13 protein-coding genes are annotated in these 16,453 nt (G+C 72.2%); 8 read left to right on the top strand and 5 right to left on the bottom strand.

The genetic code is table 11. From position 1 onward, the window contains the following. Window positions 1-132 precede the first annotated feature (132 nt). Entirely contained in the window at window positions 133-2,994 is a 2,862-nt protein-coding gene (locus tag ACH5A8_RS30565) for an N-acetylmuramoyl-L-alanine amidase (protein ID WP_399007206.1), read from the bottom strand. 826 nt (window positions 2,995-3,820) lie between these two features. On the opposite strand from ACH5A8_RS30565, the gene ACH5A8_RS30560 reads away from it, so the two are divergent. Then, window positions 3,821-5,020: a hypothetical protein gene (locus ACH5A8_RS30560; RefSeq protein ID WP_399007205.1), complete on the top strand. Its 1,200-nt coding sequence runs from the start codon at window positions 3,821-3,823 to the stop codon at window positions 5,018-5,020. Here the strand turns inward: ACH5A8_RS30560 and ACH5A8_RS30555 are convergent. Both ACH5A8_RS30555 and ACH5A8_RS30550 read right to left on the bottom strand, forming a co-directional pair. Continuing rightward, on the bottom strand, window positions 5,004-6,782 hold the full coding sequence (locus ACH5A8_RS30555; RefSeq protein ID WP_399007204.1) for an asparagine synthase-related protein: 1,779 nt from the start codon (window positions 6,780-6,782) through the stop codon (window positions 5,004-5,006). The genes ACH5A8_RS30560 and ACH5A8_RS30555 overlap by 17 nt on opposite strands. 1 nt (window position 6,783) lies before the next feature. Continuing rightward, a complete protein-coding gene (locus ACH5A8_RS30550) occupies window positions 6,784-7,377 on the bottom strand; it encodes a lasso peptide biosynthesis B2 protein (protein ID WP_399007203.1) in 594 nt (197 codons plus the stop codon). Between the two features lie 523 nt (window positions 7,378-7,900). On the opposite strand from ACH5A8_RS30550, the gene ACH5A8_RS30545 reads away from it, so the two are divergent. The 3 genes from ACH5A8_RS30545 to ACH5A8_RS30535 all read left to right on the top strand — a co-directional run bounded on the left by ACH5A8_RS30545 (window position 7,901) and on the right by ACH5A8_RS30535 (window position 10,781). Continuing rightward, on the top strand, window positions 7,901-8,953 hold the full coding sequence (locus ACH5A8_RS30545; RefSeq protein ID WP_399007202.1) for a DUF2804 domain-containing protein: 1,053 nt from the start codon (window positions 7,901-7,903) through the stop codon (window positions 8,951-8,953). A gap of 177 nt (window positions 8,954-9,130) precedes the next feature. After that, window positions 9,131-9,685: an NUDIX hydrolase gene (locus tag ACH5A8_RS30540; RefSeq protein ID WP_399007201.1), complete on the top strand. Its 555-nt coding sequence runs from the start codon at window positions 9,131-9,133 to the stop codon at window positions 9,683-9,685. 61 nt (window positions 9,686-9,746) lie between these two features. Further along, window positions 9,747-10,781, top strand: a complete 1,035-nt coding sequence (locus ACH5A8_RS30535) for a helix-turn-helix transcriptional regulator (protein WP_399007200.1) — start codon at window positions 9,747-9,749, stop codon at window positions 10,779-10,781. Here ACH5A8_RS30535 and ACH5A8_RS30530 read toward each other — a convergent pair. Then, window positions 10,772-11,929 (bottom strand): SDR family oxidoreductase, encoded by a 1,158-nt coding sequence (locus ACH5A8_RS30530; RefSeq protein ID WP_399007199.1) that lies wholly within the window; start codon window positions 11,927-11,929, stop codon window positions 10,772-10,774. The two genes, ACH5A8_RS30535 and ACH5A8_RS30530, sit on opposite strands and share 10 nt — an antisense overlap. A gap of 158 nt (window positions 11,930-12,087) precedes the next feature. Here ACH5A8_RS30530 and ACH5A8_RS30525 point away from each other — a divergent pair, with 158 nt between their 5' ends. From ACH5A8_RS30525 to ACH5A8_RS30510, 4 genes are all read left to right on the top strand, one after another. Continuing rightward, on the top strand, window positions 12,088-12,891 hold the full coding sequence (locus tag ACH5A8_RS30525) for a class I SAM-dependent methyltransferase (RefSeq protein WP_399007198.1): 804 nt from the start codon (window positions 12,088-12,090) through the stop codon (window positions 12,889-12,891). Window positions 12,892-13,080: 189 nt separating this feature from the next. Continuing rightward, the gene (locus ACH5A8_RS30520) at window positions 13,081-13,881 is read left to right on the top strand and encodes a GNAT family N-acetyltransferase (RefSeq protein WP_399007197.1); all 801 of its coding nucleotides are present in this window, start codon (window positions 13,081-13,083) and stop codon (window positions 13,879-13,881) included. Between the two features lie 119 nt (window positions 13,882-14,000). After that, a complete protein-coding gene (locus ACH5A8_RS30515) occupies window positions 14,001-14,192 on the top strand; it encodes a hypothetical protein (protein ID WP_399007196.1) in 192 nt (63 codons plus the stop codon). Between the two features lie 224 nt (window positions 14,193-14,416). After that, window positions 14,417-14,989 (top strand): hypothetical protein, encoded by a 573-nt coding sequence (locus ACH5A8_RS30510; protein WP_399007195.1) that lies wholly within the window; start codon window positions 14,417-14,419, stop codon window positions 14,987-14,989. Between the two features lie 190 nt (window positions 14,990-15,179). Here the strand turns inward: ACH5A8_RS30510 and ACH5A8_RS30505 are convergent, their stop codons facing one another. After that, complete coding sequence (locus ACH5A8_RS30505; RefSeq protein WP_399007194.1) at window positions 15,180-16,319, bottom strand: cellulose binding domain-containing protein; 1,140 nt, start codon at window positions 16,317-16,319, stop codon at window positions 15,180-15,182. Between the last annotated feature and the right edge of the window lie 134 nt (window positions 16,320-16,453).

Below are 16,453 nucleotides of genomic sequence, written 5' to 3'. Positions count from 1 at the left end.
CCTCACCTGCTCCGGCCCCTGGACCGGTCGACGACCCCACCGTGCCCACACGCCGTCGAGGGCCGCCCGGAAGGCGGCCCTCGACGTCTGTGCGGAGGTGCGGCGGAGCGCTCGCGCGCCCCGTCGGCGGTGTCAGACGAACATGTCGTACGTGTTCCAGCCGCCGCCGACCCTGGTCCGCGCCGCGAACGGCGCGGTGGCGCTGCCCGTGCCCTTGTAGAACCAGAGCACACCCGAGGCGTCCCGGCCGATCAGGTCGGCCTTGCCGTCGCGGTCCAGGTCGCTCGGGCCGTTCAGCACGTTGTACGTGTTCCAGCCGCCGCCGATCCTGATCCGCGCGGCGAACGGCGCGGTGGCGCTGCCCGTGCCCTTGTAGAGCCACAGCACACCCGAGGCGTCCCGCCCGATCAGATCGGCCTTCCCGTCACCGGTCAGGTCCCCGGTGTCGGTCAGGGTCTTGTAGGTGTTCCAGCCCGCACCGATCTTGGTCCGCGCGGCGAACGGCGCCGTCGTGCTGCCGGTGCCCTTGTAGAGCCACAGCACACCCGAGGCGTCCCGCCCGATCAGATCGGCCTTCCCGTCACCGGTCAGGTCCCGGGCGCCGGTCAGGATGTTGTAGGTGTTCCAGCCGCCGCCGACCTTGATCCGCGACTGGAAGGGCGCCGAAGGCTTGCCGCTGCCCTTGTAGTACCAGAGCACCCCGCTCTTGTCGCGGGCGACCATGTCACCGGTGCCGTCCGCGCGCAGCGCCGTCATCGACGTCACCGCGGTGTAGCCGCCCCAGCCGCCGCCGACGCGGTAGCGGGTGAGGAACGGCGCGGTGGCGCTGCCGGTGCCCTGGTACTGCCACAGCACACCCGACGCGTCCCGGCCGAGGATGTCGTAGCGGTCGGTGCCCGGGTCGGCGGCGGTGCCCTTGACGAGCTGGACGTCCGAGGCGTTCACCCAGGCGATCCGGTGGTTGTAGCGGATCGGGTAGAAGGTGTTGGTGTCCACGACCGTCACGCGGGAGGCCGTGCCGGTGCCGTCGATGAGGCCGGCGTTGTAGTACGAGCCCACCACGGCCGGTCCGGCCAGCGTGTACTTCTGCCCGGACGGGACGCTGTACTTGAACAACGGATCGGAGTTCTTGCCCAGTGTGGGGTTGTCCTGGACATCCACTCCCGTACCGGCGTACGCCGAGTCCCGGGGGTAGGTGCGCCCGTACACCGGGATCGTGGTGGCGCCCGCCTTGGGTGTGACGACGTCCGGCGTGCCGACGACGGTGGCGAACTGGCCGCCCGGGTTGTGGAACCAGGCCTTCTGCCCGCCGTACCAGATGGCGGTCCAGTCCGGCTGCGCGTCGGCGACGACGTACTCGCCGCCGGCCACCGCCTTGTTGGCCCAGTTCGGGCCCTCGGTCGCGGTCTGCGTCCCCAGGTACGGGTCGGACAGGGCGGGCCCGCTGGTGGACGGGGCGGTGTACAGGTACACGAAGTTCGCCGGCTGGGTGTCGACCGCGTCCTTGCCGTTGGTGAGCTTCGGCTGGTTCGCCGTGGTGAACGGCGGTACGACGCGGATCACCTGCCCGGCCCGGTACAGACCGCCCGCACCGCTCGCGCCGGTCGGTGCGCCCAGCAGCTGCATGTAGTGGTTCCAGTCCCAGAACGGGCCCGGGTCCCAGTGCTGGGTCGCGACGTTGCCGCCCAGTACGCCCGGAACCTCGTCGTGGCCGATGATGTGCTCACGGTCCAGCGGGATGCCGTACTTGGCGGCCAGGTACTTCACCAGCGTCGCGGAGGACTCGTACTCGGGCTCGGTGTACCAGCTCCCCTTCTTGATCGCGTAGCCCTCGTGCTCGATGCCGATCGAGTGCATGTTCATGCTCTTGTTGGCCGCGTGCCACGCCTCGTCCTTGTTCTCCACGACCTGGGTGACCAGACCGTCGGAGGCGCGGATCAGGTAGTTCGTGCTGGCGTAGAACGCGGGGTTCTGGAAGACCTGCAGCGAACCGTCGTAGCTGCCCTCGGTGTCGTGGATGACGATGTAGTTGATCTCTTCGCCGTTCGAGGGACGGTTGGCGATGTTGTAGTTGCCCCAGTCGTCCGGGCCGCTGTTCTGCTTGTACGCGGCGGGCCGGAAGTCGCACTTCAGCGAGGACGGGCACTGCGCGGTCAGCCCGGAGGAGCCGGCCGCGACACCCGCGACGGCGCTCTTGGGGAGCTGGACGGCCGCCTGCCGCTCGGGCTGGACCGACGGGTCGGCCGGCAGCGTGAGCGACTCGCCGTCCGTGGTGACGCGCTGCTCGCCGGTCTTGATCGACTCGTAGACGCGGTCGGCGAAGAGCTGCGCTCCCCGGGTCTGTGTGGCCTGGCTGGCGCGCGCCACGGCCGGGTACCACGCGCCCGGGTCCTCGGGCAGCGAACCGGTGGCGTCCTTCTGGTACTTGGCGAGCAGCGCCGCCCCCGCGCGGACGCTCTCGCCGGCGTCCTGGCGCACCTTCTGCGGGGAGACGTCGATGAGGTCGGCCGCCTGCTGGAGGGTGTGCAGCCGCGGGTCGCTCGTGTCGACGGACTTCCGGCGAAGGCTCTTGAGAGCCTTGTCGGCGTCGAAGTGCTTCTCCACGGCCGGATCGCCGCTGCGGTTCATCTGCTCGAGCTGCTGCGCGCGCTCGTCGTCGCCGGTCGGAAGGCTTTCCGGGTCGACCTGGGTGAGCCCCATGACGTTGTAGGCGCCGGTGGTGCTCGGCAGCCCGTCGTGGTCCTCCCACAGGGTCTGACGGTAGGAGACCGCCATCAGCACGCTCAGCGGGACGTCGAACTCCTTGGCCGCGTCCGCGAACTCGGCCTGCAGCCGCATGCCCCGCGGGGCGTCGGCCGCGGCGTCGCCGGAGCCCGAGGCTCCGGTCGAGGCCACGGCCAGAGTGCCGGCCGTGGCAGTCGCCACGACGGCCGAGGCCACCCCGTAGACGAGCAGTCTCTTCTTCTTGCGGCCTCTGCGATGGTCCGCGCTCAAATTCCACCCCTGGTGAGTGCTGGATGTGCAACGTGAGGTTGTTGCAGTTCACACTTCAACGAGTGGACCGTACCAATGCGCTGTGACATCGCCGTCACCGGGCGGCGTCCGCCCACCGGGCCCGGCCGGCCCCGCGCCGTCATGGCCCGTCGCTCGAGGCCCCGTTGCGCCAGTGACATGACGGTCTTGAGTCCCTTCGATCCCTTGGGACCCTGGAGGAGGCGACCGCCCACCGGCCCTGGCCGAGTTCATGCTCCGTCTCCTCGCCGCAGCGGGTGTCCACCGCCCTTCGACCGGCAGCCCTGTGAGCGGCGCGACGCGGGTGACGGCGCGTCGACCCGGTGGCTCACCGGGGCCACCGCCTGGTTCGCCGCCCGGAGCATCACCGCGGAACCCGCCCTGACCGACAACGCGTGGCCCTGCGCCAGAACCACCCGGCGACGGACCCGCCGGGAACCTGGCATCCGCTCTGCCGGACCAGGCTCCGGCGGCCGCGGACCAGCGCCAGGATCGCAGCTTCCCTGTGCGCCGAGCCGGTCACGTCCTTCCCTCATGGCTGCGTCGTCTGGGCCACGGGACCCACACGAAACGGTGATCCCGTCATTCAGCGACACGTGGATCAGACGGATCGCACGGACCATGGGTCGCGAACCGTTGACGACCGCCTCCGTCGGCGCGGGCATGGCGTTGCGGACGGCCGGTGACCTCAGGAGACGATCGCATGAGAACCCCGTCCAGACCTCGCCCCGGCTCGCATCCGCGACCACCCTCGCTGACGACCCGGCGGGCCAAGCTGGACATGACGGGGACACTGCTGGTCCTCCTCATGACGACGCTGTTGCTGTGCCGGTTCGGCCTCGCCGACTTCGCCCATGCTCTGACCTTCCCCGGGCGCCTCACCGGGGCCGTCCTGATCCTTTTCGCGTTCACCACGCTCCTCGGCGCAGTGGCGGTCGTGGACCACTGGATCCGGCACAGTTTCCAATACTCCGGTCTGCTCGCGCTGATCGGCGCCTTCGCGGCGTTCCTGCCCAACACACTGCTGTGCCTCAGGACACTGAAGAACGGTGATTTCCTGGCCTTCCCAGTGCTGTGGGGGGTACTCGCGGCGGGATCGGCATGGGCCGTCTTCACCGTGTGGCGGACGTTGGTCGCGGTGCCCGCCCCCAAACGGGTGGCTGCCGCCCTGATCGTCTCCACGCTCTTCGCCGTGGCCAATTTCGGCTACCAGAACCTCTATCTGCCCTACCGGCGTGACATCCGGCCTCTCATCACGTTGTCCGTGGGGGATCCTGTGCCGAGCAAGGACCGCAAGGCATTCGCCGTCCCCGTCGACATCACGCTCCAGAACCACGCCGACGTCGGCTTCTACGTGCTCGGCGCCGAATTCCACACGATGGGGCAACAAGTGCCGCTGACCTCGAAGGACCGGCTCCGCGAGCAGTGGCGCAGCGATGCCGAGCGGTGGGCGCACTCCACGGGGGAAGTGAACCCGCTCTCCCGGAGGGAGATTCACCAGCCGGGCGAGTTGGTGGAGGCGAAACCATGGATCGCGCCTGGCGACTGGATCGAGTCGAACGACGCCTTCACCACGCGCCTGGTGGTGCAACTGCCCAAGGACACGCGCTACGACCAATTGGCCTTCTACGCCACCGCGAGCCTCGCGCGCAGAGATCAGATCGTTCTGGATCCACCGCTGCAGTTCGTGGCGACTTCCTGGAAGAGCAGCGACGTCGCGGCATGGGTGAAGACGCAGCGGGACCTCGACTCCCTCGTCTACCGAGCCCGCGTGCACGAGAACAACGCGATCGACGAGAACACGAGAGCTCCGCGCTTCGTCACCGTCTACTGGCGGTTCGGCACCCAAGGCGCGGCCGTGGAGTCGAGCGTCACGCGCAAGGGCGAGGAGAACCGTACCCGGGTGTCCGGAGAGGAAGCACGCGAGCTGGTGAGCCGGTACGGTCTGGTCGATCTCGCCGCCGGCCCCGTCGAGCGGACCCTGTGGGACATCAAGAGTCAGAAGTGAGGCGCTCCAGCCAGACCACCAGGGCGAGCGAGCTGTTCACGCGGTCCCAGGAGTACGAGTCCCCTATGCCCAGCTGAGCCTCCCGAACGGCCCGGCACAGCGTCTCCACGTCGAACATCTCGGTGATCAGCGGATGCCGGGCGGAGCGGCACCGGGCGATGAGTTCGTCGCCGTGGGCCCGCAAGCCGCGAGCGTAGAGGTCGTTGAAAGGGACCTTGACCGCCCTGCCACGGATCGGGGCGGGCAGCAGATCCGCCATGGCCTCACGGAGAACGGCCTTCGGACGGCCCGGCTGGAACGAGACCGCGAAGGGAACGCGGCTCATGGTGGTGATGACGTCCGGGTCGAGGAAGGGGTGGGAGAGGAAGAACCCGTCTCGCGGGGCCCGGTGCCAGGACAGCAGGTCAGGAGCAGCCATGTAGTTGGCGGCATCGTACAGCGACTGTTCCGGCCTGCGCCCGAACGCGAAGCGGCTCTCCGCGACACTGGCTTCCCGGTAGCCGTGCGCCCGCGCGAATGCGCGTCGTAGCCATGGGAGGCGGTCGTAGGCGCCAAGGCCTCCGAGCACCGTTCCGCCGCGGCCGAGTGCGCCGACCCTTGCGGCCGTCACCGGAAGAGCCGGCTGGACGACGTAGTCGCGGACGACGTCGCGCAGACCCCGCTCGGTACCCGCGGCCCAGGCGCGTGCCTGCCGGGTCATCTGCCAGAGCCGGCCCGTGCGGACGAGCCGGTGCAGATGGAAGGGGTTGGCGTCCACGACGGGATCGGCGCCGCAGCCGGTCAGGAGGGCGTCGCAGCCCAGTTCCGCGGCCGCGGAATGGAGTCTGCTCCAGAAAGGGGCGCGGAACGCGTGCGCGTGAGGCTCGTCCGCGTCACCCGCGTGGTGCTGGAAATCGTCGAAGTCCCTCACATCGTCGACATCGACGATCACCGGGTGTGCCGCGAGGGTGTGCCGGCGAATGGCTTCCAACGCGACATCGAGGTACGGCCGCTCGGCAGCCAGCTCCCCGCGGGAGAAGCACCCTGCGAGCAGGACGAGGTCTCCTCGACCGCCGCGTCCCTCGGCCAGCAGACGCGCGGCGAGCAGGGCGACGCTGGTGGAGTCGGTACCGCCCGAGACATGGCATACGGTGGTTGCGCCCATGCGGCGCCCGACGGCGTTCTCCAGCGCCAGGCGCAGCTCCTGCGCCGCCTCACCGAGGGCGGGTCCGTCCGCCGTCGGCGCGAGCGGGCCAGTGATCCGACGGACGGGGCCCGTCGTACGGCGGCGCAGTCGGCCGCTGAGGGACAGCTCCACCACCTCCCCGCCGAGGACGCGGTGCACCCCCGCGAACGGGGTGAGGTCGGTGTGCGGTTGCGCGAGGTTCCCGGTGAGGTACCGACAGAAGTAGCGGGGTTCCAACTCCGTGGCGCTCCCCAGGCGCCGGGCGGAGGTGCTCACGGCATTCACGATGCCGCCGGACTCCCGGAAGAACAGGGGAATGCGCGCCTGCTCGTCGCGGACGAGGAGGACTCGGTCGCGGCACACCAGAACGGCGGCGTAGTCGCCCGTCGGCAGAGACGGGCCGGCTCCCCGCCGGCCGAGGACGTCGAGCAGGCCGTGCGCGCCGGCCGCCCGGTCGCCGACAGAACCGGCCCAGCCCACGACAGCCGCGGTGCCGGCCGGGGAGGAGACCACCGTCACGAGTCCCCGGCGCGCCATGACGTCGTCGGTCCGGACCTTCGGAGCGTCGCCGGCCCACTCGAGGCGGAGCGCCTCCACGTCACTGTCCGCCGTAGTCGATCGAGAGCACCGGTGTGAAGGCGTGCCCGCCGGGATCGGCGTCCGGGATGCACACGCCACCGGAGGTCGTCCAGGCGTGCATGGCGAAGGGGTGTTCGCGCACACCGACGTGCAGGACCGCGTGCAGACCGTGCCGTCGCAGCAGGACGAAGGCCGTCACGGCCTCGGACTTGCAGTCGCCGTTGATGAGCCAGCTCCTGCGGCTGTGCGTCTGCACCGCCCGTTTCAGTCGTCCGACCTGTTCCGCGCGCGGCAAGTCGCCACGGTTGTAACCCGGGGCGGCCAAGGACAGCAGCCGGAGGACACGTCCGAAGCCCAAGGCCTTGACGAGCAGGTGCACCACCCGCAGCCAGAGCCACACGTCGGCGCCTGTGCGCGCCTTGCGTCGGCCTGTCGTGCATCCGGCCCGCGCCAGCACGGCGACCAGCTCGGCGCGCTCCTGCGAACTGCCCTCAGCGAACCTGCGGACGTCGTCCTCCGTCATCCCGAGAAAGCGCGTTCGTCTCCAGTCGGCGATCAGCACCCCGTAGGACATCCGGACGACGCGGCAGTGCGGTGACAGGATCCTTGCCATGGCTCTCAGGGCATCGGTGTCCGCTGTCACCGCACATCCTCCAGGTCTCCGCCGTGGACGGCGTCATGACTGGTAGCCGTGACCGTCGTAGAATCCGCCGCTGAAACCTCGGATCAGACGGCCGTTGCCGAGAAGGACCAGCCGACGCGGCCTGCGACGCCGCAGCAATTGATGGAGCATCGCCCACCTCCAGAATCGGTCGGGCGGGACCGGACCCGTCAACTCCACGCTACGCCGCCACGCATAGCCCGCAACCGGACCAGCCGCGGCCCCTGTGTGACAGGTGGTCGCATGTGTGACGCGCGGTCGCGCGCGGACCATCACGCCGCCGCGTCAACGGCCTCTTCCGGCATGTCACGAACGAGCCGCACAGGCCGACACCACCACCGGACCACTCACACGCCGCTGCCGACGCCCGACCCGACTTCTCCCGCCGCGGAAAGCGCTGCCGCACGGCCCTCGGCGCACCGTCCCGGGGGCGCGAACCCGGAGCCCGCCCGGAAGCCGGCGGTAGGCTCCGCCCATGGCGACGCACGAGCGCGAGATCACCGAACCCGTCGACCTGTGCCGCCCCGACGGCAGCCTCGACCCGGCGGCGGTCGGCTGGTCCAGGGTGCCCCTGCACCGTGCGAACCTGCGCGGCTGGGGCCGGACCAAGCGGTGGGAGTACTGGTGCGTGACGACGCCCTCCCATCTGGTGGCGCTGACCGTCAGCGACCTCGACTTCCTGGCCCTCAACTCGGTCTACCTGCTGGAGTTCGGGCCCTCGGGCCGGGAGTTCGAGTGCGGTGCGATCGTCCCGCTCGGCCGTGGCGTACGCCTGCCGGACACCGTCGCCGGAGCCACCGGGTCCGCGGACGTGGTGGTCGGCCCCGCCCGTCCGCCGCGCGGCAAGGTGCGCGTGGAGATCCGCGACGAGGACGGCGGCACCCGGCTGCGAGCCCGCGCCGTGACGCCCGCCGGGCTGCCCCTGGAGGTCGACCTCCTGGTCACGCACCCCGAGGGGCACGAGTCGCTCTCCGTCGTCGTGCCCTGGAGCCGGCGGCGCTTCCAATACACCTCCAAGCACACGGCGCTCCCGGCGGCCGGCCGGGTGAGGATCGGCGGCGACGTCCTGAAGTTCGGTGAGGACGGGAACAGTTGGGCGGTCCTGGACCACGGCCGGGGACGCTGGCCGCGGACGGTGGACTGGAACTGGGGCGCCGCCTCGGGACGTACGGACGGACACACGGTGGGCCTCCAGTTCGGCGGCCGCTGGACGGTGGGCACCGGCTCCACCGAGAACGGTCTCTGCGTGGACGGCCGGCTCAGCAAGATCGGCGAGGAACTCCAGTGGCGCTGGTCCACCACGGACGAGTCGGCCCCCTGGACCGTCCGCACGCCCTCGTCCGACCAGGTGGACCTGACGTTCACGCCGTTCCACAACCGGTCCACGAACACGGACGCCGGCCTGATCGCCAACCGCACCGACCAGCGCTTCGGCCACTACAGCGGCCGCGTCCGCACCGACGACGGCGCCGAGATCGCCGTCGACCGCCTCCTCGGCTGGGCCGAGGACGTCCACATGCGCTGGTGACCCCCCGCCCCGCCGAGCCGGTGGGCGCCCGTCGACCGGCACTGAGTGCGGGCCGACGTCCCGGTGCACCGGCTCTTGCCCAGGCCCGCACCCGTACTCGTCGCGCCCGATGCCGTCGGGAACGGCCCGTCCGATAATGCCGGGCGGATCACGTCCCCCGTCACTAGGATCCGTCCCATGGCCACAGCACACCGCTCCGTCATCGACGTCCTCGCCCGCCACCGCCCGGCGACCGCGGCGGAACGCGCCGACACGGAACGGGTGCGGGCGCTCGTCGCGGCGGGTGACCCGTGGCACCGGTCCAGCCCCCTGCACATCACCGCGTCGGCGCTGATCGTGCATCCGGACAGTGGCCGGGTGCTGCTGCGCCGGCACCCGCGCCACCGGTCGTGGCTGCTCGTCGGCGGGCACGCCGATCCGGGTGAGGACTCCCCGCTCGCCGTCGCCCTCCGGGAGGGACGCGAGGAGACCGGGCTGCCCGACCTCGCGCCCTGGCCGGACGCGGACGTACGGCATCTGGTGATCGTGCCGGTCCCGGCCGGCGGCCGGGAGGAGGCGCACGAACACGCCGACCTGCGTTTCGTCCTGGCCACCGGAGTCCCGGACGCGGTACGGCCGGAGAACCCGGACGCGCCGCTGCGGTGGCTGTCCCCGCGGGCGGCGCGGGAAGCGGTCGACGAGGCCAACGTCCGGGACACGCTGTCCCGGGTGGAGCCGCTGCTCGGCCCGTGACGGACCCGGCGGGCCCGACCAACCGGACACGCCGGAGCGGCGGGGACAGGATCATTGAGCCATGCGTGCCGCCCGTCTGATCCGCATGGCCCTGCTCCTCCAGTCCAGCCCCGGCCTGACCGCCGCCGGCCTCGCCCGCGAGCTGGACGTCTCCGAGCGCACCGTGATCCGTGACGTCCAGGCCCTGCAGGAGGCGGGCGTGCCCGTCCGCTCCGCACGCGGACGGGCGGGCGGCTACCGGCTGGCGCCGGGCCACCGGACCCGGCTCACCACACTCCGCCCCACCGAGGCGGAGACGCTGTACCTGTCCGGTCTGCCCACCGCCCTGCGCGACCTCGGCCTGTCGGACGCGGCGGACACCGCCCGGCTGAAGCTGGCGGCCACTCTGCTCCCTTCGCTGCGCGCGGCGGCCGAGTCGTCGGCCCACCGCTTCCACCTCGACGCCCCGGCGTGGTTCCGCGAGCCGTCGGCTCCGGAGCTGCTGCCGGAGCTGGCCCGCGCCGTGTGGTCCGATCGCATCGTCGAACTGTCCTACGCGCGTCCCGGCCGTGACGGCCGTCCGCCCCGCACGGTGACCCGTCCCCTGGAACCGTACGGGCTCGTCCTCAAAGCGGGGGTCTGGTACGTCGTCGGCCGCCTTCCGGGCGACGGTCCAGGTGGCGGCGGCTGGCGCACCTACCGCGTCGACCGCGTCACCGCGCTCTCCCCCGCTCCCGGCGCCGACGAGCCCTTCGTGCGCGACCCGTCCTTCGACCTGGCCGCGCACTGGCGGGCGCACTGCGCCGCGTTCGCCCGGACGCTGCTGCGCATCACCGTCACCCTGCGGCTGACCGAGCACGGCCTGCGCCGCCTGCCCGCCGTGCTGGACCCCGCCGGCGCCGACTCGGTGCCGCAGGCCGCACCCGCGCCGGACGCCGCCGGGTGGGTCACGCTCGACGTGCCGGTGGAGTCCGAGGACGTCGCCTTCGGGCAGCTGACCGCTCTGGGCGCGGACGTGGAGGTGCTGGCCCCGGCGGGGCTGCGCGCCCGATTCCGCGCGTACGCCCGGTCGCTGGCAGAGCTGTACGGCGCGGAGCCGGGCGGCGGTCAGCGGTAGTCGTCCGGCGAGCCGCCCTTGCCGCCGTACACGACGTCCTCGAAGTACGACCAGGCGTCGGGCCGACTGCCGTCCACGTCCCGTACGCCGTAGACCTCGGCGAGCTCCGCGCTGGAGGTGGACTTCCCGTTCCAGCGTGCGGCCCGGTCCGGGTCGGCGGCGAGCGCGGCGACCGCGCGGGCCAGGTACCAGGGCGACTCGGCGACGGCGAAGTGCGGGTCCCGGGCGACGGCGTCGCGCCAGTTCTCCTCGCCGACGCCGAAGTGGGCGAGCATCTGCTCCGAGCGCAGGAAGCCCGGCGTGACGGCGACCGCCGTGCCCCCGTACTCCGCCAGTTCCTGGCCCAGTCCGAAGGCGATGCGGATCGGGGCGTTCTTGGCGAGGTCGTAGTAGAGGTTCTCGCGGTAGCGGCGGTTGAAGGCCGCCGTGCCGTCGGTGACCTCCACGTGCAGCGGCTCCCGCGAGCGGATCAAGAGCGGGAGGGCGAGCGCCGCGGTGATCACGTGTGAGCGCACCCCGAGCTCCAGGATGCGCAGGCCGTCGGCGAGCGGCGTCTCCCAGCTCTTCTTGCCGAAGACGGACTCGGCCGTCAGGTGTTCGCCGCCCCACAGGTCGTTGACGAGGATGTCGAGCCGTCCCCGCTCGTGGTCGATGCGCCGCACGAGGGCGCGCACGCGGTCCTGGTCGAGGTGGTCGGTGGGGACGGCGATGCCGGTGCCGCCGGCCTCGGTGACCGCTTCGGCGGTCTGCTCGATGGTCTCCGTGGCCCGGCCGACCTCGCTGACGTGCTCGCGGGTGGTGCGGCCGGTGACGTAGACGACGGCGCCTGCCCGGCCGAGCTCGACGGCGAGGGCGCGACCGGCCCCGCGGGTGGCCCCGGCGACGAGCGCGATCCGGCCGGAGAGCGGCCCCGGCCGGCCGGCGGGACGGCTCCCCGCGCGCTGGTCCGCGCCGATGTCCGCGGTGTCGTCAGTGGCGTGGCCAGTGATGTCGTCCGTGCTCCGGCCGTGGGCCGTGGGACCGGCCGCGTTCGGGCCCTGTGCCGTCGGGTCGGCCGCGTCGCGGTCCCGGTCCGTGTTCTCGCCCGTGCTCTGGTGGGGGTCGACGCCCGTGATCCGGCGGACGTCGGGGTCCGTGTTCTTCTCCATGACACCACCGTGCACGCCAAAGGTGACAGTTCACGTCACCTTTCTTCGGCGGTCGGGCGAGCACCCCTGGCGCGTCCCCGCAGCCGTCCGGTCCGGTCGGGGCCGACGGGGCGAACGCCCAGTTCAGAGGCGTGACGCCGCTCTGCCACAATCGCCGCATGGCTGAGCACGACACAGATCGCGGTTACCTGCTGGACAACCGGCAGTCGGAGGCGGGGACGCGCTTCGAGGCGCTCGGCGAGTTGTTCGACCCGGTGACGTTCCGGCATGTCGACGAGATCGGCCTCTCGGCCGGCATGCGGTGCTGGGAGGTCGGCGCCGGCGGCCCGTCCGTGCCCCTCGGGCTGGCCGAGCGGGTCGGCCCCACCGGAACGGTGCTCGCCACGGACATCGACGTGTCGTGGCTCCGGGACGTCGACGGCGGCGTGATCGAGGCGCGGCAGCACGACGTGGCGGCCGACCCGCCGCCGTCCGGCGGCTTCGACCTCGTGCACGCCCGGCTGGTCCTGGTGCACGTCGCCGACCGCGCCGAGGCGCTGCGCCGGATGATCCAGGCGCTGCGGCCGGGCGGCTGGCTGCTCCTGGAGGACGCCGACCCGGCGTTGCAGCCGTTGCTGTGCCCGGACGAGTCGGGCGAGGAGCAGCGGCTCGCCAACCGGTTGCGGTCCGGCTTCCGGGCCCTGATGGCGGAACGCGGCGCGGACCTCGCCTACGGCCGGACCCTGCCCAGGCTGCTGCGCGAGGCCCGTCTCGCCGAGGTGCGGGCCGACGCGTACTTCCCGATCACCTCGCCGGCGTGCACCGTCCTGGAGGCCGCGACCGTACGGCAGATCCGCGGCCGTCTGGTGGCCGGGGGGCTGGCCACCGACGAGGAGATCGACCGGCACCTGGCGAACGTGGCAACGGGACGCCTCGATCTCGCCACCGCCCCGATGGTCTCGGCATGGGGCCGCCGCGCCTGACCTCCGTCCCTGCCCGCCCTCCGGAAGTATTCGGTTCCCATCCGGCCCCCGCCCGGACCCGCTCCCGGTCTCCCGGCCCCGCAACGGTCGCTCCCCGGCCACCCCGCGCGTTTCGACGAGAACAGGCCTTCCCCGCGTTCGTTGACATGGGGAAGGTGTCCGCACACTCGACTGCCGAAGGGGTTCCTCATGACGGGTCTCGCGGAATCGATCGAATCGATGGAACAACTCGCCACGGTCTGGCGGGCGATGGTCCTGGACCGGGAACCGGAAGCGGACGTGCGGGACCTGCCCGGTCTCGCCGTGCGCTGGGCCGACTGCCGGTTCGCGTTCTGGAACTGCGTCACGCTGACCGACGTCGGGGCGGACGCCGCCCTGGTGGAGCGGCGCCTGAACCAGGCGGCGGACATCATGCGTTCGAAGAGGCGGCCGGGTTTCCTGTGGCTCTTCGAGGACCTGCTCGACGCCGGGGCGCGCGCGGGGCTGGCGGAAGCAGCCGAACGGGCCGGTCTCCAGCACGCGTTCCCCGGCACCGGCATGGCCGGGGACCTGCTCCCCGTCCCCGACCCGGTCCACCCCGACCTGACGTTCACCCGTGTGCGCACCGACGAACAGCTGCGGGCGTACGCGGACATCAACGCGCGTGCCTACGGCTTGTCCCTGGAGGAGGGCCGCGACGGGCTCGCCGGCTCGACCCTGTGGAAGGAGGACGTGCACGCCTACCTGGGCCTGCGGGACGGCGTTCCGGTCACCTGCGCCGGGACGGTGGCGGCGGACGGCCGCCTCTTCGTCGTGCTCGTCGCCACGCTTCCCGAGTGGGAGCGCAGGGGGTACGGCGAGGCGGTGACCCGCAAGGCGCTGCACGAGGGCGCCCGGGCGACCGGTCTGACCCGCGCCACCCTGCACGCGACCGCGGCCGGGGCGCCCGTGTATCCGCGCATCGGCTTCGAGCCGAACTCTCCGATGCGCTTCTTCGCCCTCAAGGACTGAGTCTCCCGGCCGCCCCCCCCCTTGCGTCACCTCCTTGACAGGTGACGCGAGGGGGTGCGACGCTCTGCCCATCGGAACGGGCGCGGAGCGATCCGCCCCGGTCGAACGGAGGTCGAACCGTGGAAAGCAACAGCACTTCGGACGTCGCCGCCCGGATCCGCCACGCGAAGTTCGGCAGACTTCCCGAGCGCGTCGCCTACGCCGACATGGTCGAGGAGAAGCCGGCCACCCCGAAGGACCCGTCCGGCTCCTACGACCCCGAGGCCTCCTGGAACCACTTCTCCTGCCTGGCCCTGGACCTCGGCCTGTAGCGCCACCGGCCCCTGGCGCCGAGAGACCCTGGAGGGCGGGTTCCGCGAGGTCCGTCGCTCGGGGACGGCGCACTGCTCCACACGGCTGGACTCCCTGGCGCGGCGCGCCGGCCGCCGGGCAGGCGAATGCCATGCTGGTCCGCCGTGGGCGCGGCATCGCCGCCGGCAGCCGCCGCGCCCCGGTGAACTGTGCCCGACGGCGAACAAGGGGAGACCGGCTTCCGATGGCAAAGCGAGGACGTACTTCTCCACGGCAGCGCGTGGCCCGGGAGGCGGCTCGGCGAGCCGCCGCGGCCGTACGCCTCGCCACGGCGGTGCCGCCCCGCCCGCGCCGGCAGCCGCCCGGCGCCGTGGCCGAGGTGCCCGCCCCCGCCCGCGCGGCCGACGACATCGCCGCCCGGGTCCCGTCCCCGGCGGTAGCGGTCTGCGCTCCCGAGTGCCGGGTCTGCGCCGAGGCCGCCGGCGGATACGGCGCCCTGCGCGCCGAGTCGCTCGCACAGCGCCGCCGCTTCGAGGAGTCCGGCCACCGTGCGTACGCCGCCGAGAAGCAGACGCTGCATCGCGGCGACTGCAAGAAGGTCGAACAGTCGATCGCGCGCGTGGCCGGCGACGACCGCGCGTGGGAGCGGGACGCACTGCCCCGCTTCGCCCACGGCGGCCGCCTCGACCCCGAGTGGGCGACGCACATGCGCATGCTGGAGCCCGGCGAGGCCGCGGTGTGGGTGAAGGAGCGCGTCGGCCCGCGCGGCGGCGCCCGCTACCGCCTGTGCCGCACCTGCGCACCCGAACTCCCCTGAGCCCGCCCGCCCCGCCGCACCGAGCGGGGTGAGCACGACGGCCGCGGACGGAGAGGGCGGTCGCCGGTACGACGGACCTCGCGTCCGCGCAGCGCGGGGCGGCGCACGGCCGGCAGGTGTGACCTGTCCGGCCGTGCGCCGCCTGGCCGGCGCGGCACCGTGCGTACGGCGTACGGGCCGCACCGCCGGGTCACGCGGTGGTGCAGGCGGTGCCGTTCAGGGTGAAGCCGGAGGGCTTGGCGAAGGTGCCGCTGTAGGTGCCCTGGAAGCCGAAGGACGCGGTGCCGCCGGGCGCGATCTGCGCGTTGTACGACTGGCCGGCCGCCGTGACGGCGCCCGACTGGGCGGAGAGGGTGGCGTTCCACCCGCTGGTGATCCGCTGCCCGGAGGGCAGGGTGAAGGCCAGCTGCCAATGGTCGACGGCGGCCGATCCGGTGTTGGTGACGGTGACGTCGGCGGTGAAGCCGCCCTGCCAGACGTTCGTCCCGTACGCCACCTTGCAGGCCGCCGGGCCACCCGGGTTGCCGGGATTGCCCGGGTCACCGCCGGTACCGGTGTTGACGGTCGAGGAGAAGGACGTCACGGCGAGTCCCGCGCCGTTCTGCCACGGCTCGAAGCCGGCCTGGACACTGGTCAGGTACCAGCCGTTCTGGGCCAGACCGCGGGAGACCGCCTCCCGGGCGAAGTCCATGACGTCGAAGTTCCAGCTGCCGATCGCCGACGGGGCGACGAAGGACAGCACGTCGTTGCCGCCGTTGTTGCCGGACCACACCTGCCACTGGCGGCCGGCCACGGTGGCGGTGCCGACCTGCGAGCCCACCGGCTGGACGGAGCCCACATGGTTGAACCAGACCATGATCTCGGTCTTGTTGACGCCGTCGGTGCGGGGCGTGGGGTCGAGCCAGATGTCGTACGCGGCGTCGAAGACCGCGCCGCTGACGTAGCTGTAGGAAATGCTCGTGGGAGCGCTGGAGATGGTGCTGAGCTTGGCCGGGAGGGCCGTTCCGGGCGAGCAGTTGGTGTAGTGACAGCCGTTGTAGATCGAGGGGTACGACTTCGGGGCGCCGTTGGTGGGCACCGAGCCGTCGGCCTGGGTGACGCGGAAGCCGGAGTCCGTGGCCGTGACGCACTGGGTCTGGTCGGTGCCCCAGCGGTTGTTCTGGACGACGTACCGGCCCTGGATCGTGGTGGACCCGAAGGCGTCGCAGATCTGTGTGTCCGCCTGGGCGGCCGACGTGGTGGTCACGAGCGCCGCGAGCGCGGCGAGAACGGTCAGCAGCGCGCCGAGCAGCACGTGCGTCCTGCGTGCGGGGTGCGGGGACGGGGGCATGCGGGTCCTCTCCGGACGGAACGGGACGGTGCGGGTGCGTGAGCCCGGGGAAGCGCCGCCCGCTTGTTCCGCTCTCGAGTTGGGAGCGCTCCCATCACGACTCGGTGGGACTGTAGAGAGGTGATCATGCTCCT

Origin of the sequence: Streptomyces sp. NPDC018610, assembly GCF_044391765.1 — a bacterium.
Taxonomy (GTDB): Bacteria; Actinomycetota; Actinomycetes; order Streptomycetales; family Streptomycetaceae; genus Streptomyces.
This window is presented reverse-complemented; position numbering and strand designations above follow the sequence as displayed.

Excerpts from the sequence above, each read along its gene's own strand:
- ACH5A8_RS30560 (WP_399007205.1), top strand. The coding sequence starts at position 3,821 with ATGACGACGCTGTTGCTGTGCCGGTTCGGCCTCGCCGACTTCGCCCAT.
- ACH5A8_RS30550 (WP_399007203.1), bottom strand. The coding sequence starts at position 7,377 with ATGGCAAGGATCCTGTCACCGCACTGCCGCGTCGTCCGGATGTCCTAC.
- ACH5A8_RS30545 (WP_399007202.1), top strand. The coding sequence starts at position 7,901 with ATGGCGACGCACGAGCGCGAGATCACCGAACCCGTCGACCTGTGCCGC.
- ACH5A8_RS30540 (WP_399007201.1), top strand. The coding sequence starts at position 9,131 with ATGGCCACAGCACACCGCTCCGTCATCGACGTCCTCGCCCGCCACCGC.
- ACH5A8_RS30535 (WP_399007200.1), top strand. The coding sequence starts at position 9,747 with ATGCGTGCCGCCCGTCTGATCCGCATGGCCCTGCTCCTCCAGTCCAGC.
- ACH5A8_RS30530 (WP_399007199.1), bottom strand. The coding sequence starts at position 11,929 with ATGGAGAAGAACACGGACCCCGACGTCCGCCGGATCACGGGCGTCGAC.
- ACH5A8_RS30525 (WP_399007198.1), top strand. The coding sequence starts at position 12,088 with ATGGCTGAGCACGACACAGATCGCGGTTACCTGCTGGACAACCGGCAG.
- ACH5A8_RS30520 (WP_399007197.1), top strand. The coding sequence starts at position 13,081 with ATGACGGGTCTCGCGGAATCGATCGAATCGATGGAACAACTCGCCACG.
- ACH5A8_RS30510 (WP_399007195.1), top strand. The coding sequence starts at position 14,417 with ATGGCAAAGCGAGGACGTACTTCTCCACGGCAGCGCGTGGCCCGGGAG.
- ACH5A8_RS30505 (WP_399007194.1), bottom strand. The coding sequence starts at position 16,319 with ATGCCCCCGTCCCCGCACCCCGCACGCAGGACGCACGTGCTGCTCGGC.